Origin of the sequence: Spiribacter curvatus (genome assembly GCF_000485905.1) — a bacterium.
Classification (GTDB): Bacteria; Pseudomonadota; Gammaproteobacteria; order Nitrococcales; family Nitrococcaceae; genus Spiribacter; species Spiribacter curvatus.
This window is the reverse complement of record NC_022664.1, coordinates 800,303-826,231: the sequence shown is the minus strand read 5'-3', so window position 1 is coordinate 826,231 and position 25,929 is coordinate 800,303. Positions and strand designations below refer to the sequence as shown.

27 protein-coding genes and 1 tRNA gene are annotated in these 25,929 nt (G+C 62.9%); 14 read left to right on the top strand and 14 right to left on the bottom strand.

What is annotated here, in order from left to right; genetic code table 11:
* Window positions 1-91: 91 nt before the first annotated feature.
* The 11 genes from SPICUR_RS10180 to SPICUR_RS04070 all read left to right on the top strand — a co-directional run bounded on the left by SPICUR_RS10180 (window position 92) and on the right by SPICUR_RS04070 (window position 10,755).
* A complete protein-coding gene (locus SPICUR_RS10180) occupies window positions 92-487 on the top strand; it encodes a type II secretion system protein (protein WP_076742135.1) in 396 nt (131 codons plus the stop codon).
* A 98-nt stretch (window positions 488-585) separates the two neighbouring features.
* A complete protein-coding gene (locus tag SPICUR_RS04115) occupies window positions 586-2,244 on the top strand; it encodes a hypothetical protein (protein ID WP_148291316.1) in 1,659 nt (552 codons plus the stop codon).
* Window positions 2,237-2,941, top strand: a complete 705-nt coding sequence (gene gspM / locus SPICUR_RS04110; protein WP_023366342.1) for a type II secretion system protein GspM — start codon at window positions 2,237-2,239, stop codon at window positions 2,939-2,941. The genes SPICUR_RS04115 and gspM overlap by 8 nt, the downstream gene beginning before the upstream one ends.
* Window positions 2,919-3,368 (top strand): hypothetical protein, encoded by a 450-nt coding sequence (locus SPICUR_RS04105; RefSeq protein WP_023366340.1) that lies wholly within the window; start codon window positions 2,919-2,921, stop codon window positions 3,366-3,368. The genes gspM and SPICUR_RS04105 overlap by 23 nt, the downstream gene beginning before the upstream one ends.
* A 7-nt stretch (window positions 3,369-3,375) precedes the next feature.
* Entirely contained in the window at window positions 3,376-5,034 is a 1,659-nt protein-coding gene (mshL, locus tag SPICUR_RS04100) for a pilus (MSHA type) biogenesis protein MshL (protein WP_023366338.1), read from the top strand.
* Window positions 5,031-5,750: a tetratricopeptide repeat protein gene (locus tag SPICUR_RS04095; protein ID WP_023366336.1), complete on the top strand. Its 720-nt coding sequence runs from the start codon at window positions 5,031-5,033 to the stop codon at window positions 5,748-5,750. The genes mshL and SPICUR_RS04095 overlap by 4 nt, the downstream gene beginning before the upstream one ends.
* A gap of 5 nt (window positions 5,751-5,755) precedes the next feature.
* Window positions 5,756-7,480 carry a GspE/PulE family protein gene (locus SPICUR_RS04090; RefSeq protein WP_023366334.1) on the top strand — a complete coding sequence of 575 codons (1,725 nt, stop codon included), beginning with the start codon at window positions 5,756-5,758 and terminating at the stop codon, window positions 7,478-7,480.
* A 2-nt stretch (window positions 7,481-7,482) separates the two neighbouring features.
* Window positions 7,483-8,712 carry a type II secretion system F family protein gene (locus tag SPICUR_RS04085; RefSeq protein ID WP_023366332.1) on the top strand — a complete coding sequence of 410 codons (1,230 nt, stop codon included), beginning with the start codon at window positions 7,483-7,485 and terminating at the stop codon, window positions 8,710-8,712.
* Window positions 8,712-8,960: a type II secretion system protein gene (locus SPICUR_RS10230; protein ID WP_023366330.1), complete on the top strand. Its 249-nt coding sequence runs from the start codon at window positions 8,712-8,714 to the stop codon at window positions 8,958-8,960. The genes SPICUR_RS04085 and SPICUR_RS10230 overlap by 1 nt, the downstream gene beginning before the upstream one ends.
* Before the next feature lie 32 nt (window positions 8,961-8,992).
* On the top strand, window positions 8,993-9,385 hold the full coding sequence (locus tag SPICUR_RS04075) for a group III truncated hemoglobin (protein ID WP_023366328.1): 393 nt from the start codon (window positions 8,993-8,995) through the stop codon (window positions 9,383-9,385).
* Window positions 9,386-9,423: 38 nt separating this feature from the next.
* Window positions 9,424-10,755: a flippase gene (locus tag SPICUR_RS04070; RefSeq protein WP_148291315.1), complete on the top strand. Its 1,332-nt coding sequence runs from the start codon at window positions 9,424-9,426 to the stop codon at window positions 10,753-10,755.
* Here the strand turns inward: SPICUR_RS04070 and SPICUR_RS04065 are convergent.
* A complete protein-coding gene (locus SPICUR_RS04065; RefSeq protein WP_023366322.1) occupies window positions 10,707-11,864 on the bottom strand; it encodes a glycosyltransferase family 4 protein in 1,158 nt (385 codons plus the stop codon). The two genes, SPICUR_RS04070 and SPICUR_RS04065, sit on opposite strands and share 49 nt — an antisense overlap.
* An 82-nt stretch (window positions 11,865-11,946) precedes the next feature.
* On the opposite strand from SPICUR_RS04065, the gene SPICUR_RS04060 reads away from it, so the two are divergent.
* Window positions 11,947-12,867: a sulfotransferase family protein gene (locus SPICUR_RS04060; RefSeq protein ID WP_077176318.1), complete on the top strand. Its 921-nt coding sequence runs from the start codon at window positions 11,947-11,949 to the stop codon at window positions 12,865-12,867.
* Here the strand turns inward: SPICUR_RS04060 and SPICUR_RS04055 are convergent.
* The gene (locus tag SPICUR_RS04055; RefSeq protein WP_077176317.1) at window positions 12,849-13,613 is read right to left on the bottom strand and encodes a sulfotransferase family 2 domain-containing protein; all 765 of its coding nucleotides are present in this window, start codon (window positions 13,611-13,613) and stop codon (window positions 12,849-12,851) included. The two genes, SPICUR_RS04060 and SPICUR_RS04055, sit on opposite strands and share 19 nt — an antisense overlap.
* 42 nt (window positions 13,614-13,655) lie before the next feature.
* Here SPICUR_RS04055 and SPICUR_RS04050 point away from each other — a divergent pair, with 42 nt between their 5' ends.
* The gene (locus SPICUR_RS04050) at window positions 13,656-15,443 is read left to right on the top strand and encodes an LTA synthase family protein (protein WP_023366316.1); all 1,788 of its coding nucleotides are present in this window, start codon (window positions 13,656-13,658) and stop codon (window positions 15,441-15,443) included.
* Window positions 15,444-15,780: 337 nt separating this feature from the next.
* On the opposite strand, the gene SPICUR_RS04045 is transcribed toward SPICUR_RS04050, so the two are convergent.
* From SPICUR_RS04045 to SPICUR_RS09980, 11 genes are all read right to left on the bottom strand, one after another.
* A tRNA-Ser gene (locus SPICUR_RS04045) sits at window positions 15,781-15,872 on the bottom strand.
* A gap of 59 nt (window positions 15,873-15,931) precedes the next feature.
* Window positions 15,932-16,138, bottom strand: coding sequence for a carbon storage regulator CsrA (gene csrA, locus SPICUR_RS04040; protein WP_023366314.1), 207 nt, complete (start codon window positions 16,136-16,138; stop codon window positions 15,932-15,934).
* A 158-nt stretch (window positions 16,139-16,296) separates the two neighbouring features.
* Window positions 16,297-17,571, bottom strand: coding sequence for an aspartate kinase (locus SPICUR_RS04035; RefSeq protein WP_023366312.1), 1,275 nt, complete (start codon window positions 17,569-17,571; stop codon window positions 16,297-16,299).
* Between the two features lie 12 nt (window positions 17,572-17,583).
* A complete protein-coding gene (gene alaS / locus SPICUR_RS04030; protein ID WP_023366310.1) occupies window positions 17,584-20,187 on the bottom strand; it encodes an alanine--tRNA ligase in 2,604 nt (867 codons plus the stop codon).
* 12 nt (window positions 20,188-20,199) lie between these two features.
* Window positions 20,200-20,685: a regulatory protein RecX gene (locus tag SPICUR_RS04025; RefSeq protein WP_023366308.1), complete on the bottom strand. Its 486-nt coding sequence runs from the start codon at window positions 20,683-20,685 to the stop codon at window positions 20,200-20,202.
* A gap of 5 nt (window positions 20,686-20,690) precedes the next feature.
* Window positions 20,691-21,734, bottom strand: coding sequence for a recombinase RecA (recA, locus tag SPICUR_RS04020; RefSeq protein ID WP_023366306.1), 1,044 nt, complete (start codon window positions 21,732-21,734; stop codon window positions 20,691-20,693).
* Between the two features lie 94 nt (window positions 21,735-21,828).
* Window positions 21,829-22,332, bottom strand: coding sequence for a CinA family protein (locus SPICUR_RS04015; protein WP_023366304.1), 504 nt, complete (start codon window positions 22,330-22,332; stop codon window positions 21,829-21,831).
* A gap of 7 nt (window positions 22,333-22,339) precedes the next feature.
* Window positions 22,340-22,807 (bottom strand): universal stress protein, encoded by a 468-nt coding sequence (locus SPICUR_RS04010; protein WP_023366302.1) that lies wholly within the window; start codon window positions 22,805-22,807, stop codon window positions 22,340-22,342.
* A 19-nt stretch (window positions 22,808-22,826) separates the two neighbouring features.
* Complete coding sequence (locus SPICUR_RS04005) at window positions 22,827-23,585, bottom strand: VIT1/CCC1 transporter family protein (protein WP_023366300.1); 759 nt, start codon at window positions 23,583-23,585, stop codon at window positions 22,827-22,829.
* 18 nt (window positions 23,586-23,603) lie between these two features.
* Window positions 23,604-23,855, bottom strand: coding sequence for a DUF2249 domain-containing protein (locus SPICUR_RS09985; RefSeq protein WP_023366298.1), 252 nt, complete (start codon window positions 23,853-23,855; stop codon window positions 23,604-23,606).
* A 4-nt stretch (window positions 23,856-23,859) separates the two neighbouring features.
* Complete coding sequence (locus SPICUR_RS09980; RefSeq protein ID WP_158499827.1) at window positions 23,860-24,108, bottom strand: hypothetical protein; 249 nt, start codon at window positions 24,106-24,108, stop codon at window positions 23,860-23,862.
* 50 nt (window positions 24,109-24,158) lie between these two features.
* Here SPICUR_RS09980 and SPICUR_RS03990 point away from each other — a divergent pair, with 50 nt between their 5' ends.
* Complete coding sequence (locus SPICUR_RS03990; protein WP_023366294.1) at window positions 24,159-25,337, top strand: MFS transporter; 1,179 nt, start codon at window positions 24,159-24,161, stop codon at window positions 25,335-25,337.
* Here the strand turns inward: SPICUR_RS03990 and SPICUR_RS03985 are convergent.
* A complete protein-coding gene (locus SPICUR_RS03985) occupies window positions 25,301-25,882 on the bottom strand; it encodes a class I SAM-dependent methyltransferase (RefSeq protein WP_051373236.1) in 582 nt (193 codons plus the stop codon). The two genes, SPICUR_RS03990 and SPICUR_RS03985, sit on opposite strands and share 37 nt — an antisense overlap.
* Window positions 25,883-25,929: the final 47 nt, after the last annotated feature.

Here is a 25,929-nt window from a genome sequence, read left to right as displayed (position 1 = left end):
TACGGAATGGGGTGACGGGTGGGGCAAAAATAGCTGCGATTGGACAGATTCCGTCAATCAGCAGGCCACTCAAGTTTTTGGAGGTTCTTTAATGAACGCAAATCACCCATCGCGCATTCAGCGCGGTTTCACCCTCATCGAACTCGTCATCGTCCTCGCCGTGCTTGGTGCATTGGCAGCAATCGCCGTGCCTCAGCTCACGGGGCTGCAGGATAGGGCAGAACTTGCTGGTACTGCGACGACAGTGTCCAGCGAGGCGGGGAATCTGTTCGCAAGGGAGCTTGCAAACGGCAACACGAACGGCAATTGGACAGATGCAAGCGCTGCATGCACTTATGTCGCATCCAATGCGGCGGCAACTAGTTCTTCGAGTTATAGTCTGCAGAATAGTGCCCCGGGAAATGATGACGATACCGTGGTCACGGTACCGACATATGACAGCAGCACCAACGAAGTTGGCTCTGCTGAGTGCTATTTGACGCGTTAATAAAGTTTATCGCGCGCGAACATTGAAAGTGGTATTGACGGTGACGTTTGCAAAAGCCCGACGCCACGCCTAGCGAACGATAAATAATAGATAAAGCGTTGAGAAACTTATTCCTCAACCGAAGAGTGCCGGTCCCGCAAAGGCGGGCCGGCATTCATTTTGCCCAGTCATCGATCACTCTGTCGGTGCTGTCGGTGGATCGGGCGTCGCTCGAGTTGTGTATCACTCGCCCCTGCGAGCGGTCCCAGGCGGGTCAGGTCCTCAGCGATCTGGTTGATGAGCACGATCTCAAGGGGATTCCAGCCTACGTCACGCTGAGCCGCAGCGATTACGACACCCAGTTTGTCGATCTCCCTGGCGTTGCCGATCATGAGATTCGTGAGGCCCTGTCCTGGCGGGTGACACCGCCGGGGGTGATGGGGAGTGATGAGATTGTCACGACTGGTGTGCGGCTCACCAATGATCGTGAAGCCAGCACCGAGGAGTCCTCGCTGGTGCGCGCGACGGTCATGTCGCGTCGGATGCTGGATGATCTGAGCAAGGCCGTCACCAGCGCCGGGCTGGATCTGCGGGCGATGTTCCCGCGCGAGACGGCATTGATTACGCTCGCCAAGCAGAGCGTCGCTGACGCCGTGCTCGATGAGCAGAGCAGTAACGACGCAACCCCGATCATGACGGTCTTTGTTGCATCTCGCAGCACCGGTGTGACGGTCGCGCGGGGCGACTATCTCTATCTCTCGCGCACCGTGACCATGGCGGTGGACAGAGACAATGGGCTGGACACCACCCAGACCGATCAATTGGTCAGCGAGTGTGTCCGCACCGCCACCAACTTCAACAAACGCCTGTCCGATACACCGCTCAGTCAGTGCCTGATCGGACCCAGCTTCGAGGGGCTTGAGAACGTCAGCGATGCGCTCGGCGAGAGCCTGGGGATTGACTGCCATATCCTCACACTCCCGCCCCATGTCGAGCCGGCGGATGCCCAGACGAAGGCCGCCAGTGCCACGCCCGAGGGGATGCTCGCGATCGCCGCGACGCTCAACGTCTCACTGCCCGAGGCCGATTCGATCTATCAGCCACCGGCCAAGGACCGATCAATCACCGCTCCGCGGAACCTCGCCGCGATCACCCTCGCCGGTGTGCTGGTGCTCGCGGCAATCAGTGGCGTGCAGACCTGGCGGATCGCCGATCATGCCGATGCCGTGGCGGCCGCCAGCGCGCAACGCGAACAGCTGAACAGCACGGTCGCGGATCTTCGCGAGCAGCTCGAGCAGGCCCAGGACGTTGAGCCATCGGCCCGGCTCGTCGAGCGCCGCGACCGATTGCAGCGGCAGTATAATGCCTATGACAGCCTCCTCGGTGCATTCGAGGGGGTCGACACGTCATTGCTCGATGGCTTCGCCGCGCCCATGGAGGCGCTGGGTGACGCCGTCGTGGAAGGCGTCTGGCTTGAGCGTATCAACATCGAGGCGGATGCCATCACGCTGCGTGGGCATACCCTGCAGGCGTTTCAGGCCGAGACCTTTGCCAGCCTTCTGACGGCCACCGCCCCGTTCGCTGAGTGGTCACCGAGCACGCTCGATATCGGCAACCGCAGCGAGCGGCCGAGTGGCCTGGTGGTCCACGATTTCACGATTGAAGGTGACGGGCTGTTGGCCGACACCGCCGCACGGCCCGACGATACAGGGACGGCAGGTATCCAGGGCACAGACTTCCCGTCGCTGTTGCGCGCACTGAAAGATACCGATGAGTAACGGCCTGCGCACACGCTGGAAACAGCGGCTCGGCGCGCTCCAGCAGATGGCCGCGGGTGCGGAGGACTGGCTGGCGGGACGGAGCCCGCGCGAGCGGGTGATGGTCTTCGCCGGTGGGTTCATGGCGGTTGCGCTCATCTGGCAGATGGCCCTGTTGTCCCCACAGTCAAGCCGTCTCACCAGCCTGCAGAGCGAACAGGAGACGCTCGAGTCACAGATGGACGGGCTGCGCTCCACGATCGCGGCGCTGGAAGAGCAGACCGAAGACGTTGAGGATCCCGATCAGACCGTGCGCGAGCGCATCGCATCGCTCGAATCACAGATCGAGGCGATCAGAGCCGGTGAATCGCGCCGTGATCTTGCATTCATCACCCTGATGCCAGCCGAGGAGGCGATCGATCGCATCGGTTCAGCCATCAAGAGCGAGCCGGCTCCGCGTATCATCGGCTTTGACCGCCAGCCCGGTGCGGGTATCGCCGTGGGATCGGATGACCGCACCACCAACGTCGCCATTGATCATCGCCGTATGCGCCTGACCGTCGAGGCGGATTACGCGCAGACAGTGGCGCTGCTGGCGCGACTGGAGGCATTGACTGTACCGTTGGTGTGGCGATCGATGGACTACGAGGTGAGCGACCATCCCATGGCGCGCGTCACCCTGAGGTTTGATATTTATGCAGCGGCCCAAGTCGACTAACGGCGCCGGCACAACCCGACTGGCGGTATTGATCGCCGTGATGGCCGCGCCGGTCGCCGCGCAACAGACAGCGCTCGATCCGACAGCGCCACCCGCGGTCCTGCAGGAGGCCATCCGGCAGGCCGAGCGGCAGATCGACGAAGCCGCCTCTGAGAACGCCGGTCCTTCAGCCGACGAGACGCAGGCACCGCCGCCCTCGCCCACTGAACTGACGTTGATCGTGGAGGAGGCCATTCACGGACAGTGGCGACGGCGCGCCGTGATCGGTGGTCGGGTTGTCACAGCGGACGCGGAGACCGAGGCGGGGGTGATCGAGCGGATCGGGCGCTCGAGTGTCGAGATCACCAATGAGTCGGGGACCGGGACGCGGTCAATCACCGGCGGCGATATTACCCGGGAAACCCCGGATCGCCGGATAAAGGAATAAAAGAACAATGGCTTACAGATCCGCCCTCAGTTACTGCCTGCTCGCGCTGTTTCTCAGCGGATGCGCCTATCAGGGCGGTATGACCGAGGCAGAGCGCAGTGCCGCGGTGACGCAGGCAATGACGCTCGCCGATCCGGCGTTTGAGATGATCGGCGATGCCGCCCCACCGCTGCCCTCCGCCGCCGAGGCAATGCTCCAGCCCAGGCCACTCGCGGCGACCGCGGAATCGCCGGTGACAGAACCACGATTTGATATCAGAGCCGATGCGGTCTCGGTACCCAACTTCTATCACGGGCTGGTTGAGGACTCCCCCTATAACGTCGTAGTGCACCCGGAAGTCACCGGTCAGATCTCGCTCCAGCTCAGCGACGTCTCCGTGCCCGAGGTCATGGAGATCCTGCGCGAGGGGTATGGCTATCACTACCGAAGGATGGAGGGCTCGTTCCTGATCCTGCCCTCGGCACTCGAAACACGCGTATTCAGTCTCAATTACATCAACGTCGAGCGCGAGGGGGTCTCGGGGACCAGCATCTCCGGGGGTGAAATCAGCTCCTCGGAAGAGGAAGACCAGGCAGACGCCAATGACGAAATCAGTGGCAGCAGCCTGACCACGCGCTCCGACTCGCAGCTCTGGCAGGACATCGAGTCCGCCATTGAGGAGATTATCGCCGGCCAGCAAGCCAGCGGGGACAACGCCACCGCGGAAGACGAAACCGCGACCGATACGGAAGATGACGCCGAGACCAGTGATGCCGACACCGGTGATGCCGCCCGCGTGGTCACAAGCCCCGAGGCGGGCGCGGTGGTTGTGCGGGCGACACCCGCCGTGCTCGATCAGGTCGAGACCTTCATCAGCGGCCTGCAGGCCACCATCAACCGCCAGGTCATCCTCGAGGCACGGATCGTCGAGGTAAGCCTGAACGATGAGTTCGAGGCGGGGATTGACTGGCGTTATGTCGGCAGCACCGCCGGCCGCGAGACGAGCGTCGATCTGACGCCAAGCGGCACCGACGCAAACACGGGCCTTTTCGATCTCGGCATCGTGCGCGGTACCTCGTTCGACGCCACCATCAGCGCCCTCGACCAGCAGGGCGACGTCATGGTGCTCTCCTCCCCGCGGGTCTCGACGCTCAACAATCAAAAGGCATTGATCAAGGTGGGGACCGACAGCTTCTTCCAGACCGGCGTCGAATTGGATACCACCATTACCGATGGCAACGCCCAGACCGAGATCAACCCGGAGTTCCGGTCCTTTTTCTCGGGGATTTCGCTCGATGTAACCCCCAATATCGATGCCGACGGTTACGTCACACTGCATGTCCAGCCATCCGTTTCCAATGTCACCGAGATCCCGCGGACCGTGCAGACCACCAATGACGGGGAGATCGAATTCCAGCTCGCCAGCAGTGATGTCCGCCAGTCCGATTCCATCGTCCGCGCCCGTGACAGTGACCTGATCGTGATCGGCGGGCTCATGGAGCAGCGCGAGCAGAGCACGGATTCCGCGGTCCCCGTGCTGGGTGCCATCCCCCCGCTCAAACCGCTGTTCAGCCGCCAGCAACAGTCCTCCGAGAAAGTCGAGCTGGTGATTCTGTTGCGACCGACGGTTGTGGATGAAGACACCTGGGCCCAGACCCTCGATCGGCAACTTGAGCAGATGCTATGACGATCCGACAGTGGGCATTCATCCCCCTCCTCGCAACGGCGGCAATGGCGGCAATGGCGGGCACGCCCGCCGTTCTGGCCCAGAACGACGGCATGGAGCGATCACCCCCGGATATTTCCACCGGCGAACGGGCCCTCGATCTCTACCATAAGGGGCAGCGTGCCCTCGACGAGGGTGATCTATCCACGGCCGCCAGGCGCTTTCGCGAGTCACTGTCGCTCGATCGGGACTTGATGAGCGCACGCCGCGGCTATGCCCGCATCCTTGTCGTCACGGGCCGGCCGCAGCGCGCCCAGGACGTCCTTGCGCAGGGGCTGGATATCATTCCCGATGATCTGGCCACCGCGCGGATGCTCGCCCGGATCGCCCGCGACAATGACGACGCCGAGACCGCCATCGAGGCGCTGGAGGCGATCCGCCCGCCCGCCGATTCCAACGAGACCCACCTGCGCTCGCACCTCGCCGATCTGTACCGGCGAACGGGTCAGTACGACGAAGCCGCGAGCGTCTATGCGCAATTGCGGCGCGCCGAGCCGGCCGCGGCTGAGTGGATCCTCGGCGAGGCCATTACCCAGGACCGGCGGGGTGCGCTCGACAGCGCCGATCAGGCCTGGGCGGCGCTGCTCGAGCATGACGATCTCGATGAGAGCGTCCGGACCTATGCCCGGAACCGTCGCAAAGCGCTCCGTGACGGTGAGGTGCCGTATGCGGACTGATCATCGTGGCGGCTGAACGGCCCGCCCCACCGCAGCGGCTGGGCGACCAGCTGATCGCTCGCGGGCTGATCACCGAGGCGGATCTCAAGGTCGCGCTCGACGAGCAGAAGCGCTCCGGCCTTGCCCTGGGTGAGGCACTGGTCCAGACCGGGCGCATGAGCGAGCGCGAGCTCAACAAAGTCCTCGCCGAGCACTACGGCATCCGTGTCGCCGACCCCAACCAGTACTGGGTGGATAACGAGACCGCCAAACAGCTGCCAGAGGATGCCGCCCGGCGCTTCGGTGCCATCATCCTCGAGGAGAGCGACGATCAGTTCGTGGTCGCCACGGATGACCCCGGCGATGTCATGGCCATGGACGAAGTCGAGCGGATCCTGCCTAAACCGGTCGAGTTCCGCCTTGCCGGCCGGCAGGACATCATCGACACCATCAACGTCGTCTACGGCCGTACCGACGAGCTTGAGAGCATCGCTGACGAGATCACCGAAGAGCTCGCCAGCACTGATGAAATCGACCTCACCAACCTCAACGTCGGCGCCGGGCGCGCAAGCTCGCCGGCGGTGCGGCTACTGAAAACGCTCATGGAGGACGCGGTGCAGCGCGGCGCCTCCGACATCCACATCGAGCCCGAAGAGAGACAGCTCCGCATCCGCACCCGCAAGGACGGGATCCTGCACGAGCGCCTGGTGCGTCAGGGCAACATGCAGAATGCGCTGGTCTCGCTGTTAAAGCTCATGAGTGGCCTCAACATTACTGAGCGCCGTCTCCCCCAGGACGGCCGCTTCCAGTCGCGGGTACAGGGCCGACGGATCGACGTGCGCCTGTCCACCCTGCCCCAGCAGTATGGCGAGAGCGTTGTGATGCGGCTGCTCGATCAAAGCGCCGTCGTCTCCTCGCTCGAGCAGACCGGCATGGCGCCGGCGCTGCTCAAGCGCTTCCGCCAGCTGATGAACATCCCCAATGGTCTGATCCTCGTGACTGGGCCGACCGGGTCGGGCAAGTCAACGACGCTCTACGGCGCCCTCAGCGAGATGAACACCCCAGAGGTGAAGATCATCACCGTCGAGGACCCGGTGGAGTATGCCCTGCCCCGGGTCACACAGGTGCAGGTCCACGAACAGATCGGGCTCGACTTTGCCCGGGTCCTGCGGACCGCCCTGCGCCAGGATCCGGATATCGTCATGGTCGGTGAGATCCGCGATGCCGAAACCGCCGAGATCGCAATGCGGGCGGCGATCACCGGCCACCGCGTGCTCTCGACGCTGCATACAAACGACGCCGTTTCCACGGCCAACCGCCTGCTCGATATGGGCGTCGAGCCGTTCATGCTCGCCGCCGCGCTGCGCGGCGTCATCGCTCAGCGACTGCTTCGCCGGGTCTGTCCGCAGTGCGCGAAAGGGCGCGCCCCTGACGATGAGGAAATCGCCTGGCTGACCCGCGCCGGCCATGAGGATCCGGCCAGCCCGACGATCCAGGTGGGCGAGGGCTGTCAGATCTGCGATCAGTCGGGCTACAGTGGCCGGATCGGGATGTTCGAGCTCGTCGAAATCGACGAGGCCATGCGCCGTGCCCTGCGACAGAGTGATTTCTCGACATTCGCCCGGCTTGCCCACGAGGCACCGGATTATGTTTCCCTCGGCACTACCGCGCTTCGGCTCATCGACGAGGGCTACACCAATGTCGCTGAAGTGGTCCGCGTTCTCGGCGAGATCATCGGCAGGGATCAGTAACCATGCCGCGCTATAACTACCGTGCCCGCACCAGTGAGGGCCAGCTCATCCAGGGCGAGGTCGACGCCGAGGATCAGCGCCGCGCCGCCGCCTATGTGCTCGACCTCGGCGCGACGCCGCTGTCACTGGAGCAGGCCGGTCACGAGAAGTTCAGCGCCAGCATGGATGTCGGCCAGCTGATCGGGCGGTATCTCAAACGCCCCATTCCGCTCAATGACCTCATTATTTTCGCCCGGCACTTCCGCTCTCTGCTGCATGCCGGTGTGCCCGTCATCCGGGCGATCCGTGGGCTTGCCGAGAACGCCCAGCAGGAGCGCCTGAAAGAGGCACTGCTCAGCATTGCCAACAACCTCGGGGGCGGCAGCGCCCTTGCCGAGAGCATGAACCAGCATCGCGACGTCTTCCCGCCGCTATTCATTCACATGATGCGTGTCGGTGAACAGTCCGGTCAGCTCGAGAACGCCCTCACGCAGATGGCGGACAATCTCGAACAGGAGCGCGTCACCCGCGAGCGCATCAAGTCCGCCCTGCGCTATCCCATGTTCGTGCTTATCGCGATTCTTGGCGCCTTCATCGTTGTCAACATCTTCGTCATCCCAACCTTCGCGGATCTTTTCGAGAACCTCGACACCGAGCTGCCGCTTGCCACCCGCGCATTGCTTGCCACCTCTGGATTCACCCAACGCTACGGCATTCTCATGCTGGCACTGACGGCCGGCGGCATCCTCCTGCTGCGCTACTATCTGCGAGGGGGTAGAGGCCGTCTGCAGTGGGATCGCTTCAAGCTCAACATCCCCATCGCCGGTGGGGTCATGCGCCGGGCGCTGCTCGCGCGGTTCACCCGCACCTTCGCGATGGCCCTGCGCGCGGGCGTGCCCCTGCTCACCGCGATCGATACCGTGGCGGATGCCACCGACAACCGCTATATCAGCCAGGGTATCCGCGGTCTGCGCAGCGGCATCGAGCGTGGCGAGAGCCTGCATAGCGTGTGCAAGCGCAGCGACTTATTCACCCCGATGGTGCTGCAGATGCTTGCCGTCGGTGAGGAGACCGGCCAGCTTGCCGATCTCATGGATCAGGTGGCCGACTTCTACGAACGCGAAGTGGATGAGGATCTGAAACGCCTGCCCTCCTACATCGAACCCATCATGATCGGATTCATCGGCCTGCTGGTGCTCGTACTGGCGGCGGGTATTTTCATGCCGATCTGGCAGATGAGCTCGGCTTTCTAATGCCAGCGCAGCGTGGCTTTACGCTCATCGAGATTGTTTTCGTGATCGCAGTGCTGGGCGTCCTGGCGACATTCGCGGTGCAGGGGCTGGGGGGCAGTGAAAAGATCACGGCTCTGATCGTCTCTTGTGAAGTTTTCATCATCATACTGACGAAGGCGCCAGGAAGGCGAGTCAGACGTGGACCGTACCTGAGCGATCAGATTCAGCGCACTCGCATCAGTAAGTGCTGCATAATATCAATGGACTGATTGTTGAACGACGTTGATGCCTGCAGCACGCTATGACCGACCTGGACAGCCCACAAGCCATCCACACACTCGTAAACGCCTTCTACGAGCGTCTACTCAACGACCCGCTGATGCGTCCGGTTTTCATGGAGACCGCGCAGATCCGCATCGAAGATCACCTGCCGACGATCGAGGCCTACTGGCGCAAGATGCTGCTCGGTGAACAGGGTGGCTACACCCGGCACATGGTGGCCCGGCATGCAGCGGTACACGCCAAAGGCCCCTTGCGCCATGAGCACTTCGAGCGCTGGGGCCAACACTTTCACCAGACGCTGGATGCGCACTTTCAGGGACCGATGACCGATCGCGCCCATGTATTGGCCGACCGTATCCTCGCCAATCTCGAGCGCTGGTTGACCCGGTCAACAACCAGCCCCGTACCGTGATTTTACGTGATCTGTTGCATCCCCGGCGCTCTGGCCTCGTGGCCAGCAGTCTGGGGAGTCTGGCGATCAAACTGAGCAGCGCGGGTCTGGTGCTCGCTCTAACGATTGTCCTTGCCCGCAGCCTGGGGCCATCCGGCTATGGGCTTTACGCCTACGTCTACGCCCTTGTCTGGCTGCTGGTCGTGCCGGCCGAGCTCGGCTTGCCGATGCTGGTTGTGCGGGAGACCGCTGCCGCGCGCGCCCATCAGGCGTGGGGCCGGATCCGGGGGGTCTGGCAATGGGCGACACGCCTCGCCCTGACGCTATCACTGACCATCACAATTCTCTCCGGGCTGGCGCTGGCGGTATTCGCACCGCACTTCAGCGATGAGCAACTCACCACCTTCGCCGCGGGTGTGGTCATGGCCACGCTCATGGTGCTTGGCAACCTCACCGGCGCCGCCCTGCGCGGGCTTCGTCATGTCCTGCAGGGCCAGTTCCCCGACCTGGTGATTCGCTATGCTCTGGCGCTCGCGTTCTGCACGGTGGCCGCGCTGCTACTCGGAGATGCCTTTACGGCCAGTCACGCAATGGCGCTGCATGCCCTCGCCGCTGGCATTGCCCTGGTCGCGGGCCGAGTGATGCTCGCGCGGGTCCGCCCGGTCGAGCTCGGATCCGCGCCACCGATCCGCGAACCGCGTGAATGGCTGCAGAGCACGATCCCCCTGGCGCTGGTCGCGGGGACCTTCCTGATGCATCAACAGACCGACATCGTAGTACTGGGGCTGTTCGTCGACGAGGCACAGATAGGCATCTATCGCGTTGCCGTCCAGACCGCCGGTTTCCTCGCCTTCGGGCTGCATGCAGTCAACATGGTCGCCGCTCCGCAGTTCGCTCGCCTGCATTCGCTGGGCGATCATGATCGGCTGCAACGGGTCGTCACCACATCGGCGCGGGTTACCCTCGCGCTCACAGCGCTCGCGGTTATCGGCCTCGTCAGCGTCGGCAGACCGGTGATCGACCTGGCTTTCGGCGTCGAATATGACGCGGCCTACTCCCCCATTCTGATTCTCGCGATCGGACAGATCTTCAACGCGGGGTCGGGGTCGGTCGTGTTCCTGCTCAACATGACTGGCCATGAGCGGCTGGTCGTCCGCGTCCTCGGCCTCGCCGTTGTTCTGAACATCGGTCTCAACGTAGGGCTCATCCCGCTGTTCGGACTCAATGGTGCAGCCGCCGCGACCGCCATCACACTCGCGCTCTGGAATCTGCGCCTCTGGTGGGCGGTGCGTCAGCAGCTCGGTATCGAGAGCACAGCCATCGGCCGACCGCTCGCGGGACGTCAGGTTGCCGCCGACGACGCCGGCGGCATGCCGACGAGCCGTCGATAGACCCGCTCGTGGCCTGTGCCCATCGCCACCTGTGAGAAGTGATCAAGCGCGGCCGCATGGGCATTTCGCCCCATGGCCATCCGACGCTCGGAGTCGCTCACGGCCGCCAGCGCATCCGTGAGCGCGCACGCATCGTCGGCGGGAATGACATGACCGCAGTCCCGATCCATAACGAGCGGCGCGAGCCCCACACCCTCCCCGACAATCACAGGACGGCCTGCAGCCATCGCCTCGGCAGCCGCGAATCCAAAATTCTCCGACCGGGAAGGCAGCACCAGGACATCGGTCTCCGGCCATAACCGCGCACGCTCCGCCGCATCGACATGGCCGAGCAACTGCACCCGATCATTGAGCCCACTCGAGGCGACCTGCCGGTCGAGTCGCCGGGCATAGCCGGGATCACCCCGACCGGCGATCATGAGCGTTGCCGGGATGCCGGCATCGGCCAGCGCCGCCAGCGCCTCAATAACCCGATGAACGCCCTTATGTGGGTGCAGACGACCGAGGTAGAGCACGCGAAGCCCTGACCCGGCCACCGGACGACGATCCGCAGCCAACGATGGCGGCGATGCCGGGACCTCAAGCCCGGGCATGATGCACTCGGTCCTGACCCCCTCAACGTGCCGGGCAACGATCTCACGCTCGGCGTCGGTGGTCACCAACACGGCTCCTGCCCCTCTTAGGACGCGACAGCCAAACAGTGCGAGGCAGAGCCTTTTGGCAAGGCGCCGCTCGCGGAGCGCATCGGGGTGGAGATGCCCGTGCAGCGTGATGACGTACGCTCGACCCATCCGCCGTGCAGCGAGGACACCGAGCAGTACGTGCCAGCCAAAAACGCCATGCACATGCAGGGCATCGGCATCCGCCAGCAGTGCGCGGATACGGCGGTGGAAGTCGATCGGCCGGCGGATGGCAAGCACCCGCCAGTGCCGAGCGGTGGGAAAGACTGCCTCGATGCCTGTCTGCACCGTATCGTCCCTCAGCCCCCGGCACAGGCTCTCGAGGAAAGTCACAATGCCGCCGCCGGCGGGATCGAGGGTCCGTACAGCGTGGACTACGTGCAGCAAACGCCGCGGCGGTTGATGATCGGTATCGGTCGGTACAGCCATGACTACCACAAGATGCCTCATAGACTGAATGAACGCCATCAACAAGGGCTGGACAGCGTGGTCCGGGCGCGCTGGAATATTCATGGTCTACACAACGCGGGAGCCTGCCATCAGAAAGCCGGATTTCTTTATCCTTGGCGCCCCAAAGGCGGCGACGACGGCGCTGGCTGAATGGCTCTCAGCGCATCCGCAGATCTATTTCAGCCCCCGCAAGGAGCCGCACTACTTTAATACCGACGGAATCGCCGGCACCGCCCGCCTCGCCGATTACGAGCGCCTGTTCGCTGAGGCCGACGATCGCCATGTCGCCGTCGGTGAGGGTTCGACGCATTATCTCTACTCAGCCACGGCCGTGCCGCGGATCCTTGAGTATCAGCCCGACGCCCGCTTTATCGTCTCGGTCCGTAATCCGCTGGAGATGGCCCCCGCCCTTCATGATGAGTGCCTGCGGCAGGGCTGGGAGACCGTGCGTCGATTCGAGCGTGCCTGGCGCCTGCAGGATGCACGTCGCCGTGGACAGTCCGTCCCCACTCCTGCCTGCGGGGATCCCGATCGATTGCTCTACGGCCCCTACGCCCGGCTCGGCGAACAGTTGGAGCGCCTCTATCAGAGGGTCGGGTCAGATCAGGTCAAGGTCATCCTTGTCGACGACCTGCGTCGCGATCCCGGTGCAGTCTATCGCGCCGTCCTTGAATTTCTCAATGTCGGGGATGACGGGCGCACGGCATTCCCTACCCTCAACTCCGCGCCCCACACCCGCTCGGTGCTGCTCTCGCAGCTCATCCGGCGCACCTCGATGCTCCGCGACGCGCTCTGGCGACCGGGCGACTGGGGGCTGGCCGCCGCTATCCGCCGGATCAACACCCGTGCTCGAGACCGTGCGGCGCTGGATGAGGCGATGCGGGCCGAACTGTGTGACTACTTCGCCGACGACGTTGACCGGCTCGGACGCCTACTCAATCGGGATCTGTCCGCCTGGCTCGATCAGCCGAGCGGTGAGTGATAACCGAATGCTTCGATGTCGCTGGCGTAGAGTCTCGCGATGACATCACAGGTATCGCGATCATAGTACGCCGCAAAGTCTGGGTAGCGGGTCAGCGGGCGTCCGCCGAAATTGCCGAATGCCGGGCTACCCGGCCATAGCGCCTTGAGGGTCCGCCGAATGGCTGGATAGACCGGCGACCGGCGGGCATCCGAACGATTCACAAAGGGCAGTTCCCGGGTCGGCAGATCGAGCTGTCCGGCAACATGCGTGAAATCCTCGGCCAGCGATTCGAAACGCCCCACGAAGTCGACGAGCAGTTTGCCATCCCGGTAGAGAAAGTCGGTCTGCGGCCGAACAAACCAATGCATCCTCGACCAGAGGCCATTCGGCAGGTGATGGAGCACGAAGTCACGAAAGGGGTACTCGGCCGGCGATCCGATGTATTTGTAGAATGAAACGATCCGATCCCACGGATTACGGACAAAAGAGAACCGGTAGAAAGTTGAAAAGGTGTCCAGATCGCAGTAGCCGAGATCAACATATTCGGATGCTCGCAGATGCGCGAGGCGTGGCGGGCCCTTTCGGGGATCCCGATTGCGCCGCAGCAGCAACGGGGCGCGCTGTTTCCACTCAAGGCGCAGTTGCGTGAGAAAAACCTGCTCAATGCTCTGACCGGCGGTCTTCGGGACATGCACGAAAATGCAGCGATGGGTCTGTGAGATCATTGCCGCCGACCTGACCGCCAGAAAGCCTTGAACGTCCATCCGCCATCGCCGCACAGTGACCAGACATGCGAATATAAATCCATGAAACGTTTTATCGCCCTATTCCTTGTGGTGGTCGTGATGCGTGCCCTGCTGGTGGCCGGCACAGGCATCCATCCCGCTCCGATTCCGGCAATTGGCGCCGATCTAATCGCGGCGGGCGTTCTCTACTGGGTTGCGCCGCTGCTCCCGGGACGGATCATGCGATTCGCTGCCGTGGCACTCATTGTGATGGGCTACGCCGCTGGCGCCGAGCACCTTGTCACGCATGGGACATTCTTTCGTATGGGGCACCTCGGGTATCTCACCGAGCCTGCATTCATCGTCACCAGCGCACAGGGCATCAGTCTGATCTGGCTGGCGGTCTTCAGTTTCGCCAGTCTGCCGCTTTTCTGGCTTCTGAAGAATACCAATAACCTGCCCCCACTGCGCAGTGCGGGGCTGGTCGGCGCACTGATCGCACTGGTCATCCTCTCAACCGACAGTCTGACAACACCCAACAACAATGTCGTCGTTGGATCGCTCGCACAGCTACCAAGCCTGGCGCTGAGCCATCCCGTCGCGCTCGAACCGCGTCAGTCCGACAATGCCGAGAATGCTTTCTATGAGGCAAGCCGTGGCCATGCAGCAGGCTCTGGGCAAGACCAGAATGTCCTCCTCATCATGGTCGAAGGGCTGTCAGGCGCCTATCTTCCAGCGATCGCCGACCACCATGGCTTTAACCCCGCCCTGTCTCTGCCGCGCCTGGAGCAGGCACTCAACGCGACGGGATTCCGCCTTTATTCGAACATGCTCACGCATCAGCGCCAGACCGATCGGGGCACCTACCCCCTGCTCTGCGCCGATTATCCACGGATGCGATTGATGCCCTCCGAGATGACCGAAGCCTCCAACGAAGGGGGTGAACTCGATTGCCTCCCCCAACGCCTTGATCAGGCCGGTTACAGAACCGCATACCTTCAGGCCGCCGACCTGGACTTTATGGCGAAGGATCAGTTCATGCCGCTGGCCGGTTTCGATCGCGTCATCGGCAACCTGGGCGCCCGAAAGACCGTCCCGGAAGGCAACACCGAGCAGTCGGGCTGGGGGGCGAGTGATCGACATTTCCTGCGTGCGGCGCTCTCTGAGGTTGAATCGCTGGATCAACGTCGACAGCGCTGGTTTGCGACACTGCTCAATGTCGGAACCCATCACCCGTTCGTCAACGGAGCGCAGCCGGCGGATTCGGCCGCAACGGAGCAGCCCAGGGATCGGCAGGATCGTCGAAGGCAAGCGTTCGCCGCCATGGAGCGAGCACTCGTCGATTTCCTCGCCGAGCTCGATGAGCGTGGTTTCCTCAGAGATACCACTGTGATTATCACATCGGATGAATCCACCGGATTCGTGCGTCAAACCGGGAGCGCTGAACCACTGGACAGCAACTTCGGCATGCTTGCGGTCAGAATCGCCGATACGGCCTCGAAGCGAATCGAGTTCCGGCCCGAGGATCAGCTGACCGCGCAGATCGATGTACCGATGACCATCTTGGATCTTACCGGTGCACGGCGCGGTGAGGAGATGATTGGCCGAAGCCTCCTCAACACCGACAACGCCGGGCGTCGGCGATTGATCGTCGGTGATACCTACAAGGGGCGTGTCCACTTTGTCCGCAGCGACGGCACCGCGCTTGGGTGTAACGAATCGACGCTGAACTGCACGAGTTATCGGTTCAAGCCGGCCCGTCTGTTCGGCTCACTTGAGCGCACCAATGATCCGCCTTTCGTGAAGAGGGTCAGCCGCCTGAAGCTTCTCGAGCGCACCGAGGAGATTCGAGCGATACAGAATCGCTGAGGATTGATGCGTGCCGCTCGCGACAACAAGCCCTACCCGGGTGGGCCTCTTCCGAATGAGGCGTTGTCGCGGATACCGGCGGCACACGCTGCGAGCGCTGGCGTGTTATTTTCAGCGCCATACATCACAGATCATGAAAGGGCACTGGCCCAAAGGACAGTATGAACGCAGCAGCGGGACAATATGTCGTCGATATGCTCGAGAGGCTCGTCATCCGCCATCAGTCAATCGCCGACTGACGACACCATCCGGCTGGGGCGTCCTTTTTGCTTCGTGGGTTCGAACCCCCGGTTCTGTCAGACATAAAAAAGGGGCCTGCGGCCCCTGTTTTTATGTCTGGCGGAGAGGGTGGGATTCGAACCCACGAAGGGCGATCAAGCCCTTACTCCCTTAGCAGGGGAGCGCCTTCAGCCGCTCGGCCACCTCTCCAATGTAAGCCCCTAGAATACGGGACTGATGGCGGTTACGTAAACCGCTCCGCGATACGGTCAGCGCTCGTCCTCAGAGGCGTTACCGTCGCCGGCCGCCTCATCCTCATCACGGATACGCTCGTAGATCTCTTCGCGATGAACCATGACATCCTTGGGCGCTTTAACGCCGATACGGACCTGATTGCCCTTGACGCCAAGCACTGTCACGGCGACGTCGTCGCCAATCATCAGGGTTTCACCAACCCTGCGGGTCAGAATAAGCATTCCGACATCTCCTCATTGTTATCGCGACCGCCTCCTATACAGACCGGCGTTCCCTCGCGTTAGATCCGTTATCGCCCATCCGCTTTCATCATTCTGTAATTGTATATTCTGACGCGGGGGCTGTCTCCCCTACATTCAACCCAATCATGGCTGGCTGACTAGTCCGACTGACCTTCCACGCTCACCGTCTTGCCGCTACGGTCGTCGAGCTCAAAGGCCTTGTGCAGCGCCCGAGTTCCAAGCTCGAGATATTTCTCGTCGGTCACAACAGAAATCTTGATCTCTGAGGTGGAGATCATCTGGATGTTGATCCCTTCCGCCGCCAGCGCCTTGAACATGCGACTGGCCACACCTGCATGCGAGCGCATTCCGACACCAACGAGCGAGAGCTTTCCGATGCTGCTGTCGCCGAACACCTCGCGCGCACCCAGCACCTTGGCCTGCTGGCTGAGGATATCCAGTGCCCGGTCATACTCAGTCTTGTTCACCGTGAACGTAAAATCAGTCAGTCCATCATTGCTGATGTTCTGAACGATCATGTCCACTTCGATGTTGGCGTCCGCCACCGGGCCAAGGATCTGAGTGGCGACACCGGGCGTATCCGGCACGCCGATCATGGTCAGTTTCGCCTCATCGCGTGTGAACGCGATACCGGCGATCAAGGGCTCTTCCATACTGCCCTGCTGCATATTCTGTCCCTCCGTTGTAATCAGTGTTCCGGGTCCGTCCTGAAAGGAGGACAACACCCGCAATGGCACCTGGTACTTGCCGGCGAACTCGACTGCGCGTATCTGGAGCACTTTCGAACCCAGACTCGCAAGCTCGAGCATCTCCTCGAAGGTGACCTGTTCAAGCCGCCGTGCGGTGGGGACCACGCGGGGATCGGTCGTGTAAACGCCATCCACATCGGTGTAGATCTGGCACTCATCGGCCTCAAGAGCAGCGGCCAGCGCAACCGCGGTGGTATCCGAGCCACCCCGTCCCAGCGTGGTGATCGAGCCGTTTTCATCAACGCCCTGAAATCCCGCCACCACGACAATACGCCCGGCTCCCAGGTCGCCGCGGATGGATTCAGCGTCAATGTCCTGGATACGCGCCTTGCTGAATGCGCTATCGGTGAGGATGCGCACCTGTGCCCCAGTGAGGCACCGTGCCGGCGAGCCCATTCGCTCGAGCACCATCGTCAGCAGCGCAATCGTGACGGTCTCGCCGGTGGAGAGCAGCAGATCATGCTCGCGCGGTCGTGGAGTCGTGTTCTGGGCAGCGCCATAGGCAAGCTCGTTAAGACGGTCGGTCTCGCCTTTCATGGCGGAGACGACCACCACCACATCATGCCCCGCCTCGCGCGAGGCGATGACCTTTCGGGCGACATTTTCGATGCGCTCGATATTGGCGACCGAGGAGCCGCCGAATTTCTGGACAACGAGTGACATGGATATCCCTTGCTACTGATTCAGTTGTTCCTGCACCCAGTCAGTCACGGACTCGAGCGCTGCGGGGAGTGCCGCCGCATCACTGCCACCCGCCTGGGCGAAATCGGGTCGGCCGCCGCCGCGTCCCCCTACCTGCCGGGCGACATGGTTGACCAGATCGCCAGCACGCAGACGATCGGTGAGATCGGTGGTCACGCCAGCGACCAGCCGCACCTTGCCGTCATCGTCCGCGGCGATCACGATCACCGCACTCCCCAGTTTGTTCTTGAGCTGATCCACGGTGTCGCGGAGCGATTCACCCGCTGACTCGACCCGCGCGGCGAGCACCCTGACGCCGTCAATGACTTGCGCTGAATCGGCCAGTTCAGTGCCCGCCTGGCTCGCGAGCCGCTGTTTCATCCGACCGAGCTCCCGCTCCAGCGAGCGGACCTTGTCGATATCCTGGTCAAGACGGACCAGCAGATTATCCGGGGCGACCCGCAGCTTTGCAGCCGCCTCCTCGAGCGTCTGCGCGTCGTTCTGGACCCGCTCGACGGCGGCTGCGCCGGTGATTGCCTCGATCCGGCGTACACCTGCCGACACGCCGCCCTCGGCGATCAGGCGGAACAGACCGATGCGACCGGTGGTGCTGACATGGCAGCCGCCACAGAGCTCGGTGGAGACATCACCAAAGCGCACGACCCGCACGCGGTCGCCATACTTTTCACCGAACAGCGCCATCGCGCCCATTTCAATGGCCTGGTCATACTCGGTCTCGAAGATTTCGCCCGCCTCGTCGCGCCGGATCCAGGCGTTGACCCGTGCCTCGATGGCACGGAGCTGATCGGCGGTTATCGGCTCGAAGTGGGCGAAATCGAAGCGCAGCCGTTCCGGCGCGACAAGCGAGCCCTTCTGATGGATATGCTCGCCAAGCACTTCGCGAAGCGCGGCATGCAGGAGATGCGTCGCGGTATGGTTGAGCGTGGTTCGATCACGCTTTGCGCCGTCAATGCGGGCATCAACCGCGTCGCCAAGGCGTAGCTCGCCGGTCACCATATGCCCGAGGTGACCACGCGCCTGAGCGTATTTCTGGGTGTCCTCCACCGAAAACTCGACGCCACTGGCCAGCAGATGGCCTGTATCGCCAACCTGACCGCCGGCCTCGGCATAGAAGGGCGTGCGATCAAGGATGACCATCCCGTGATCGCCGGGTGCGAGTGCGTCCACCGCCCCGCCGTCGCGATACAGACCGATCACCTGCGCGGCATCTTCTCTGACCTCATAACCACTGAACTCTGTGGTGCCGCCGAAATCCGCCGCGCCCCCGTATTCAGCGCGGAAAACGCTCGCGGCGCGGGCGCGCTCGCGCTGGGCACTCATCGCCGTCTCAAACCCGGCCATGTCCAGATGCAGTCCCTGCTCACGGACGACATCCGCGGTCAGATCCACCGGGAAGCCAAAGGTGTCGTAGAGCTTGAAAACCGTCTCGCCGGGGACCGTATCGCCCGTCAGATCCGCGAGATCGGTCTCCAGCAGCCGCAGCCCCTGCTCGAGGGTCTCCCGAAAGCGCGTCTCCTCAAGTCGCAGGACCCGCTCGACCAATTCACGATTGTTCGCCAGCTCTGGGTAGGCCTCACCCATCTCGCCGATCAGCGGCTCGACCAACCGCCAGAAGAACGGCTCGCTGACCCCGAGTTTGTAACCATGACGAACGGCACGGCGGATGATCCGGCGCAGCACATAGCCGCGGCCCTCATTGCTCGGCAGCACACCGTCCACCACCAGAAAGGCACAGGCCCGGATGTGATCGGCAATGACCCGCAGCGAGCTCCCCTCGCGATCATCGGTACCGATCAGCCGGGCGGTTGCATCGACCAGATGACGGAACAGATCAATGTCGTAATTGTTGGTCACACCCTGCGCAACCGCGGCGATCCGCTCGAGGCCCATGCCGGTATCGATGGATGGACTCGGCAGCGGTGTCAGTGCGCCATCGGCGCCCCGCTCGTACTGCATGAACACGAGGTTCCAGATCTCGACGTAGCGATCGCCATCCTCATCGGCACTGCCCGGTGGACCACCCGGCACCTCGGGCCCGTGGTCGTAGAAGATCTCGGAACAGGGGCCACAGGGGCCGGTATCACCCATTGACCAGAAGTTGTCCGCCGCACCGATGCGCGCAAAGCGTGCCGGATCAACACCCACTTCATCGAGCCAGATACCGGCGGCCTCGTCGTCGTCCTCATACACCGTCACCCAGAGCCGCTCGGCAGGCAGCCCGAGGGTCTCGGTGAGAAACGTCCAGGCATAGCTGATGGCATCGCGCTTGAAGTACTGACCAAAGCTGAAATTGCCGAGCATCTCGAAGAAGGTGTGATGCCGCGCGGTGTAGCCGACGTTTTCGAGGTCGTTATGCTTGCCGCCCGCCCGGACGCAACGCTGAGCGCTGACGGCGCGCTGGTAGGGGCGCTGCTCACGACCCAGGAAAACATCCTTGAATGGCACCATCCCGGCATTGGTGAAAAGCAGCGTCGGATCGTTGGGTGGCACCAGAGAGGCGCTGGGCACGATCGAATGGCCGCGTTCGGCAAAGAACTCATGGAAGGCCCGACGGATGGCTGCGCTGCTATTATTCATGCCGATTCGCTTTCAAATATCTGTGTTGTCTGCTTCGTTCGCCGTTTCGTCCAGCACCCGCCGAACCAATTCAGCACTGAACCCCCGACCGGCCAGAAACCGGGCCTGACGGGACCAGTCACGTCGATCCGCCGGGGCGACGCCGAAGCGCCGGCGCCATGCTGCGCGGCAATAATCAAGCCACGTATCGTCGACGAGTTCCAGAGAGCGGTCAATCTCTGCGCTATCGATGCCCCGGGCCTGAAGGTCGGCACGGATCTTCATCGGGCCCTGACCGTTCTCGCAGCGGGTACGTGCAAACATTTCGGCAAAACGCTGATCACTCAGGAGATTCTCCTCGGTCAGCGCGTCCAGCACGGCGGGGATTGCGGCACGCGGGAACTCGCGCGCCTCGAGCTTTCGCTGAAGCTCAAGACGCGAGTGCTCGCGTCGGGCAAGCAGGCGGATACAGCATTCGCGTATCGCCTCGGGGGAGGATTCCTCGGGTGCGTCGGCCATCGACGTCAGGCGTTCGCCCCACCCTCTTCCGCCTCGGCGGACGTCTCGTCATCAGCGGGCAGATCGAGGAGTTTCTGGCGCAGCGCCTGATCGATGGCGTCGGTCATCTCCGGATGCTCTTTGAGGAAGTTGCGGACATTGTCCTTGCCCTGACCGATACGATCGCCGTTGTAGCTGTACCACGCACCGGACTTATCGACGATACCGTTTTTCGCGCCGAGATCGATCAGCTCGCCCTCACGGGAGATGCCCTCGCCGTAGAGGATCTCGAACTCGGCCTGACGGAAAGGAGGTGCCATTTTGTTCTTGACGACCTTGACGCGGGTCTCGTTGCCGATGACCTCATCACCTTTCTTGATCGCCCCGATACGCCGAATGTCCATCCGCAGGGAGGAGTAGAACTTGAGCGCGTTGCCGCCCGTAGTGGTCTCGGGGCTGCCAAACATCACACCGATCTTCATGCGGATCTGGTTGATGAAAACGACCGTTGTGTTGGAGCGCTTGATGTTTGCCGTGAGCTTACGAAGGGCCTGGGACATGAGCCGTGCCTGCAGCCCGACGTGCGAGTCACCCATCTCGCCTTCGATTTCCGCCTTGGGCGTCAGGGCCGCTACTGAGTCGACCACGACGATATCCACCGCGCTCGAGCGCACCAGCATATCGGCGATTTCGAGCGCCTGCTCACCCGTGTCCGGCTGCGAGACCAGCAGCTCGTCGACATCGACTCCGAGTTTACCGGCGTACTCCGGATCGAGCGCATGCTCGGCGTCAACGAACGCGGCGGTTCCGCCCGCCCGCTGCGCTTCGGCGATCGCCTGCAGCGTGAGCGTGGTCTTGCCGGACGACTCTGGCCCATAGATTTCAACGACCCGGCCGCGGGGAATCCCGCCAATTCCCAACGCCACGTCGAGCGCCAGCGAGCCAGTGGAAATGACCGGTATATTGCCGACAGCCCGGGCGTCACCCATGCGCATGACCGCGCCCTTCCCGAACTGCTTTTCAATCTGGCCGAGGGCCGCGCCCAGTGCCTTCTTGCGATCTTCGTCCATGCTCAACCCCTGGGTCTGCAAACCGTCAATAATGCCTTGATTATCCCACAGTCCCGGGCAACCGCCCACCCCGGCGATCGGCCATCAGCCACCGTCAGGCGTCGGATCGCTCTGCCAGTACACCGCGAAGCGCATGGGCCACGCTCTCGCGGCGAATGGAGTCACGATCTCCGGCAAAGACGGCGGAATCGGTGATGATGTGACCGTCCGGCCAGGCCCAGGCAAACCAGACCAGACCCACGGGTTTGCGCTCGGATCCTCCGCCTGGACCCGCGATACCCGTCGTGGCCAGCGCGACCCGCTGATGGTCCTCGGCCCGTGCGCCGGCCGCCATCGCCGTGGCGGTCTCAGCGCTGACCGCCCCGAAGCCCTCGAGCGTCGACGCCGGCACCCCAAGACGCGACTGCTTGGCCGCATTGCTGTATGTCACGAGCCCGTCTTCGAACCAGCGCGAGCTGCCGGCCTGGTCGGTGCACACCTTGGCGATCCAGCCACCGGTGCAGGACTCTGCTGTCGTAAGCCGCCAGCCGGCCTCAGTCAGCCGGCTCGCGACCTGCCCGACCAGGACTTCGAGCCTGTCATCGCCCGCTATCGCCATCGAGCGATCAGCGGACCACGGTTACGGGGCAGCCAGCGTGGTGCAGCACCCGCTGGCTGACGCTCCCCAGAAGGAATTCCTTGAACCCACTGAGGCCGCGACGCCCGATGACGATCATCGGATCATCCTCGCCGGCGGCATGCCCGACGATGGCCTCGGCGGGGCTACCGGCAATGATCTGCTCCTGGATTTCAACCGGTGTCTCGCCGACCGCCTTGCGGGTCGCGGCGAATGCCTTTTCGGCGCTCTGGTCACGCAGTCGGTCGAAGGCCTCCGGCGCGAAATACTCGAGCTCCTCGGGACCGGGCGCCTCGGTGGGAATGCCGAACATGTCGACCGGATCCTTGGGAAAGGCATACAGCAGCCGGACGGGGGCGCCGAGCCCCTCGGCAAGACCCACAGCATAGCGGGCCGCCTCGCCGGCGCCTTCGGACCCGTCCACAGGGACAATCAGGATATTGGGTTGACGCGACATTGGTCTCTCCTCGTTCAAATCATTTCGAGATGGCCAATCCCATCTCGGTCATCATCGGTTCAAAGACACCCCCCACAAGGTAGGCGATGATTGCCGCACCGCCGCCCATCAGCAATGTCTCCAGACCGGACCGGAATTGGCCCTCGCCCAGCATAACGCCCTTGACGAATCCAATGCCGAAAAAGGTGAGCGCAGTCAGCACACTGCTCACTGCGAAGGCCAGATCAACACCGACAATCGGCAGCACGAATGGGACCAGCGGGATCGCGCCCACCAGCACGAACGCGCCAAAGGTCCACAGCGCCGCGCGGACCGGTTCCGCCCCCTCAAGATCGAGACCGTGTTCCTCACGCAGCATCGTATCGACCCACAGCGACTCATCCGCCGAAATGGTATCGACGATCTCCTCGAGCACATCACCCTCGAAGCCCTTGCGGGCGAATATCTGGCGGATCTCCTCACGCTCGCCATCAGGGACGTGACGGATGTGACTGTTCTCCGTCTCCCGGGCCTGTTCGAGGGCGTCGCGATCGCTTTTCACGCCCTGATAGTTACTCACGCCCATGCTGAAGCCATCGGCGATCAGGCTCGAGAGCCCCAGGCTGAACGCAATGAGCCCGGGCAATCCGGCTCCGGCCACACTGGCGACCACGGCGAAAGTGGTCACGCAGCCATCGATACCGCCAAGAATCGCGTCGCGCAGATAACTCGTGCTGCGACCCGCCTCAAGCCGGTTGCGGATATCTTCGGGATGGTGACTGTGTTCGAGCTCTGGCATTGGGGATTCCCTTCCAGGTTATTGGGGGTGACCGAGTGGATGGACACGAAGGCTCCAGACCTCCGGGCCCTCGTCGACGGGGCTGATCTCAAAGCGCGCCGGGTACCGCGAGTGGATATGCCCGGGTAAGTGGGCCGGGCGCTCACGAAAGACCAGCAGGATGTCCTCATTCGGCCTGAGCGCGGCCAGCGTCTGCTCGACGAGCATCAACCGTGTCTGCGGTCGATGGAGCCGGAGGTCAATGACGCCGCCGGGATAGTCCGCGCCCATGACGCTAGAACCCCAGCGGCGAGGTGGCATCGAAGTCGGTGGCGTCGGCCAGCGCATGCCCGAGCGCCACATCGTCCATCGCCCCGAGCTGGGCCACGGCTTGCTGCTGGGTATCGGCGCCGATGGCCAGCTTTCGCACCTGACCGCTGGCCTCGCCGGGACCGGCACTGAAGATGAGGTAGTAGGTCCCATAGGAACCGAACAGCACATCAACACTCCACTGGATGCCGTCTGAATCGATTAATCGTCGCATAGGCTCCCTCCGCTAGTGCTAGAGTCTAGCGTTTCACGCCCGGGGATTGCATGGATACCAAGACACCGAAAACGCCATCAACGCCTGTCGTCATGCTATTGCTCTGGCTGACCGGGTTGTATCTGCGTTTAACGGTGCTTATCGCCCCGCCACTGGCCCCGCGGATCGCCCGCAATCTCGATCTGGGACAAGCCGCGACCGGTGCGCTCACCACGCTGCCAATCCTGATGCTCGCTGTCGCCGGTCTTGCAGCGTCGTGGTTGATCAGCCGGATCGGTGCCCGCCGCACCCTTATTACAGCGCTGCTGCTGGTGGTCATCAGTTCATCGGCACGCGGGCTCGGTGATGCACCGATGCTGTTTGTCGCCACCGCGGTCATGGGCATCGCGATCGCCGGCATCCAGCCAGCGCTGCCCACCCTGCTCACCGAGTGGTGGCCATCGCGTATCGCCATGGGGACCGCGATCTATATGAACGGAATGCTCATCGGCGAGGTGATCGGATCAACGTTAACGCTACCGGTGATGCTCCCACTCGCCAACGGCGACTGGCGTCTGGCACTCCTGTACTGGTCGCTACCTGCTCTGATTCCGGCGCTGAGCATTCGACTGCTGAGCCCGGTATCACGCGCGTTTGAGAATGACACCGGCCACTGGCTCCCCGACTGGCGTCGACCGCTGGTTTGGAAACTGGGCATCCTGCTCGGTGCCAGCGGCTCAATCTTCTTTGGCATTAACGCCTACATGGGCAGTGTGCTGGGCGGACGCGGCGAGGAGGCGCTGCTGCCGGTGGCACTGGTGATGTTCAACACCACCCAGATTGCGGCGTCCATCATCATGTTCACGGTCGGGCGTTCCTGGATCGGTCACCCGCGGCCATTGATGGTGCTGATGATCGTCGGATTGAGTGGTCTGAGCGGTTTTATCTGGCTGTCGGGCTGGCCGGCGCTGGTCGCGCTTATGCCCACCGGGCTTGCGGTGGGTCTGCTGTTGATCCTGATCGTCGCCCTGCCCCCGCTCTACACGCGTGGCAATGCAACCGCCGCCCTCGCAGCGGGCATGTTCGCGGTGGGCGCGATCACCAATTTCTTCGTGCCGCTGCTGGGGGGCCTGGCAGGTGACATGCTTGGATCACCGCGCTTTGCGGTCATCCCGATCCTTATCTATGGTCTGCTCGCGCTGCCACTCGCGCGTCAGCTTCCGACGCGCTCGGGCTTGTCCCATGAGTAGAAGTGCATGGGCGGGATATTGATCCACTCGCATTCGACCAGCGGCTCGCCCATCACCCGGCGACCCTGATGGCAGACCGCATCGCGGAACTGGTAGGCCGTAAAGCGTCCCCCCGGGGCAAGCGCCGCCCAGGCGGACTGGAGGATGCCATCGGCAACGCCCTCGGGCATGGTTGAGAACGGAATCCCGGAGAAGATGATATCCGGTGGCGGGAGCGCGTTTTCGACAAGCAGCGTATCGAGATCGGCAGCGCTGCCCTCGGCGACAAGCAGGCGCGGATCACGGATCCCGCGCAGCTGCTCGACAAAGGCGGGGTTGGTGTCAATCGCGAGCAGTCGGGCATCCGCGGGCATGGCGGCGAGAACCGCCTCGGTCGTGCCGCCGGTGCCCGGGCCGAGTTCAACGAGGGTACGGGTATGGCCGGCATCGATGACCCGGCAGATGCGCTGCTCGAGGAATCGTGAACTCGGCACCAGCGATCCGACCTCCCGAGGGCGTTTGATAAAGCCTTTGAGAAAAGTCAGTCGATCCCCCATCGTTGTCATAGATGCGCCGCTCCCTTGATTGCATGCCGCCCACCGGGCATTGTTCC

Bases quoted from the DNA above. Each gene is read 5' to 3' on its own strand.
- SPICUR_RS09980 (WP_158499827.1), bottom strand. From the start codon at position 24,108: ATGCGACGATTAATCGATTCAGACGGCATCCAGTGGAGTGTTGATGTG.
- gspM (WP_023366342.1), top strand. From the start codon at position 2,237: ATGAGTAACGGCCTGCGCACACGCTGGAAACAGCGGCTCGGCGCGCTC.
- SPICUR_RS04105 (WP_023366340.1), top strand. From the start codon at position 2,919: ATGCAGCGGCCCAAGTCGACTAACGGCGCCGGCACAACCCGACTGGCG.
- SPICUR_RS10180 (WP_076742135.1), top strand. From the start codon at position 92: ATGAACGCAAATCACCCATCGCGCATTCAGCGCGGTTTCACCCTCATC.
- SPICUR_RS04085 (WP_023366332.1), top strand. From the start codon at position 7,483: ATGCCGCGCTATAACTACCGTGCCCGCACCAGTGAGGGCCAGCTCATC.
- SPICUR_RS03990 (WP_023366294.1), top strand. From the start codon at position 24,159: ATGGATACCAAGACACCGAAAACGCCATCAACGCCTGTCGTCATGCTA.
- SPICUR_RS10230 (WP_023366330.1), top strand. From the start codon at position 8,712: ATGCCAGCGCAGCGTGGCTTTACGCTCATCGAGATTGTTTTCGTGATC.
- SPICUR_RS04050 (WP_023366316.1), top strand. From the start codon at position 13,656: ATGAAACGTTTTATCGCCCTATTCCTTGTGGTGGTCGTGATGCGTGCC.
- SPICUR_RS04060 (WP_077176318.1), top strand. From the start codon at position 11,947: ATGGTCTACACAACGCGGGAGCCTGCCATCAGAAAGCCGGATTTCTTT.
- SPICUR_RS04010 (WP_023366302.1), bottom strand. From the start codon at position 22,807: ATGTCGCGTCAACCCAATATCCTGATTGTCCCTGTGGACGGGTCCGAA.
- SPICUR_RS09985 (WP_023366298.1), bottom strand. From the start codon at position 23,855: ATGGGCGCGGACTATCCCGGCGGCGTCATTGACCTCCGGCTCCATCGA.
- csrA (WP_023366314.1), bottom strand. From the start codon at position 16,138: ATGCTTATTCTGACCCGCAGGGTTGGTGAAACCCTGATGATTGGCGAC.
- SPICUR_RS04095 (WP_023366336.1), top strand. From the start codon at position 5,031: ATGACGATCCGACAGTGGGCATTCATCCCCCTCCTCGCAACGGCGGCA.
- SPICUR_RS03985 (WP_051373236.1), bottom strand. From the start codon at position 25,882: ATGACAACGATGGGGGATCGACTGACTTTTCTCAAAGGCTTTATCAAA.
- SPICUR_RS04025 (WP_023366308.1), bottom strand. From the start codon at position 20,685: ATGGCCGACGCACCCGAGGAATCCTCCCCCGAGGCGATACGCGAATGC.
- alaS (WP_023366310.1), bottom strand. From the start codon at position 20,187: ATGAATAATAGCAGCGCAGCCATCCGTCGGGCCTTCCATGAGTTCTTT.
- SPICUR_RS04015 (WP_023366304.1), bottom strand. From the start codon at position 22,332: ATGGCGATAGCGGGCGATGACAGGCTCGAAGTCCTGGTCGGGCAGGTC.
- SPICUR_RS04005 (WP_023366300.1), bottom strand. From the start codon at position 23,585: ATGCCAGAGCTCGAACACAGTCACCATCCCGAAGATATCCGCAACCGG.
- recA (WP_023366306.1), bottom strand. From the start codon at position 21,734: ATGGACGAAGATCGCAAGAAGGCACTGGGCGCGGCCCTCGGCCAGATT.
- SPICUR_RS04055 (WP_077176317.1), bottom strand. From the start codon at position 13,613: ATGGACGTTCAAGGCTTTCTGGCGGTCAGGTCGGCGGCAATGATCTCA.
- mshL (WP_023366338.1), top strand. From the start codon at position 3,376: ATGGCTTACAGATCCGCCCTCAGTTACTGCCTGCTCGCGCTGTTTCTC.
- SPICUR_RS04035 (WP_023366312.1), bottom strand. From the start codon at position 17,571: ATGTCACTCGTTGTCCAGAAATTCGGCGGCTCCTCGGTCGCCAATATC.
- SPICUR_RS04075 (WP_023366328.1), top strand. From the start codon at position 8,993: ATGACCGACCTGGACAGCCCACAAGCCATCCACACACTCGTAAACGCC.
- SPICUR_RS04065 (WP_023366322.1), bottom strand. From the start codon at position 11,864: ATGGCTGTACCGACCGATACCGATCATCAACCGCCGCGGCGTTTGCTG.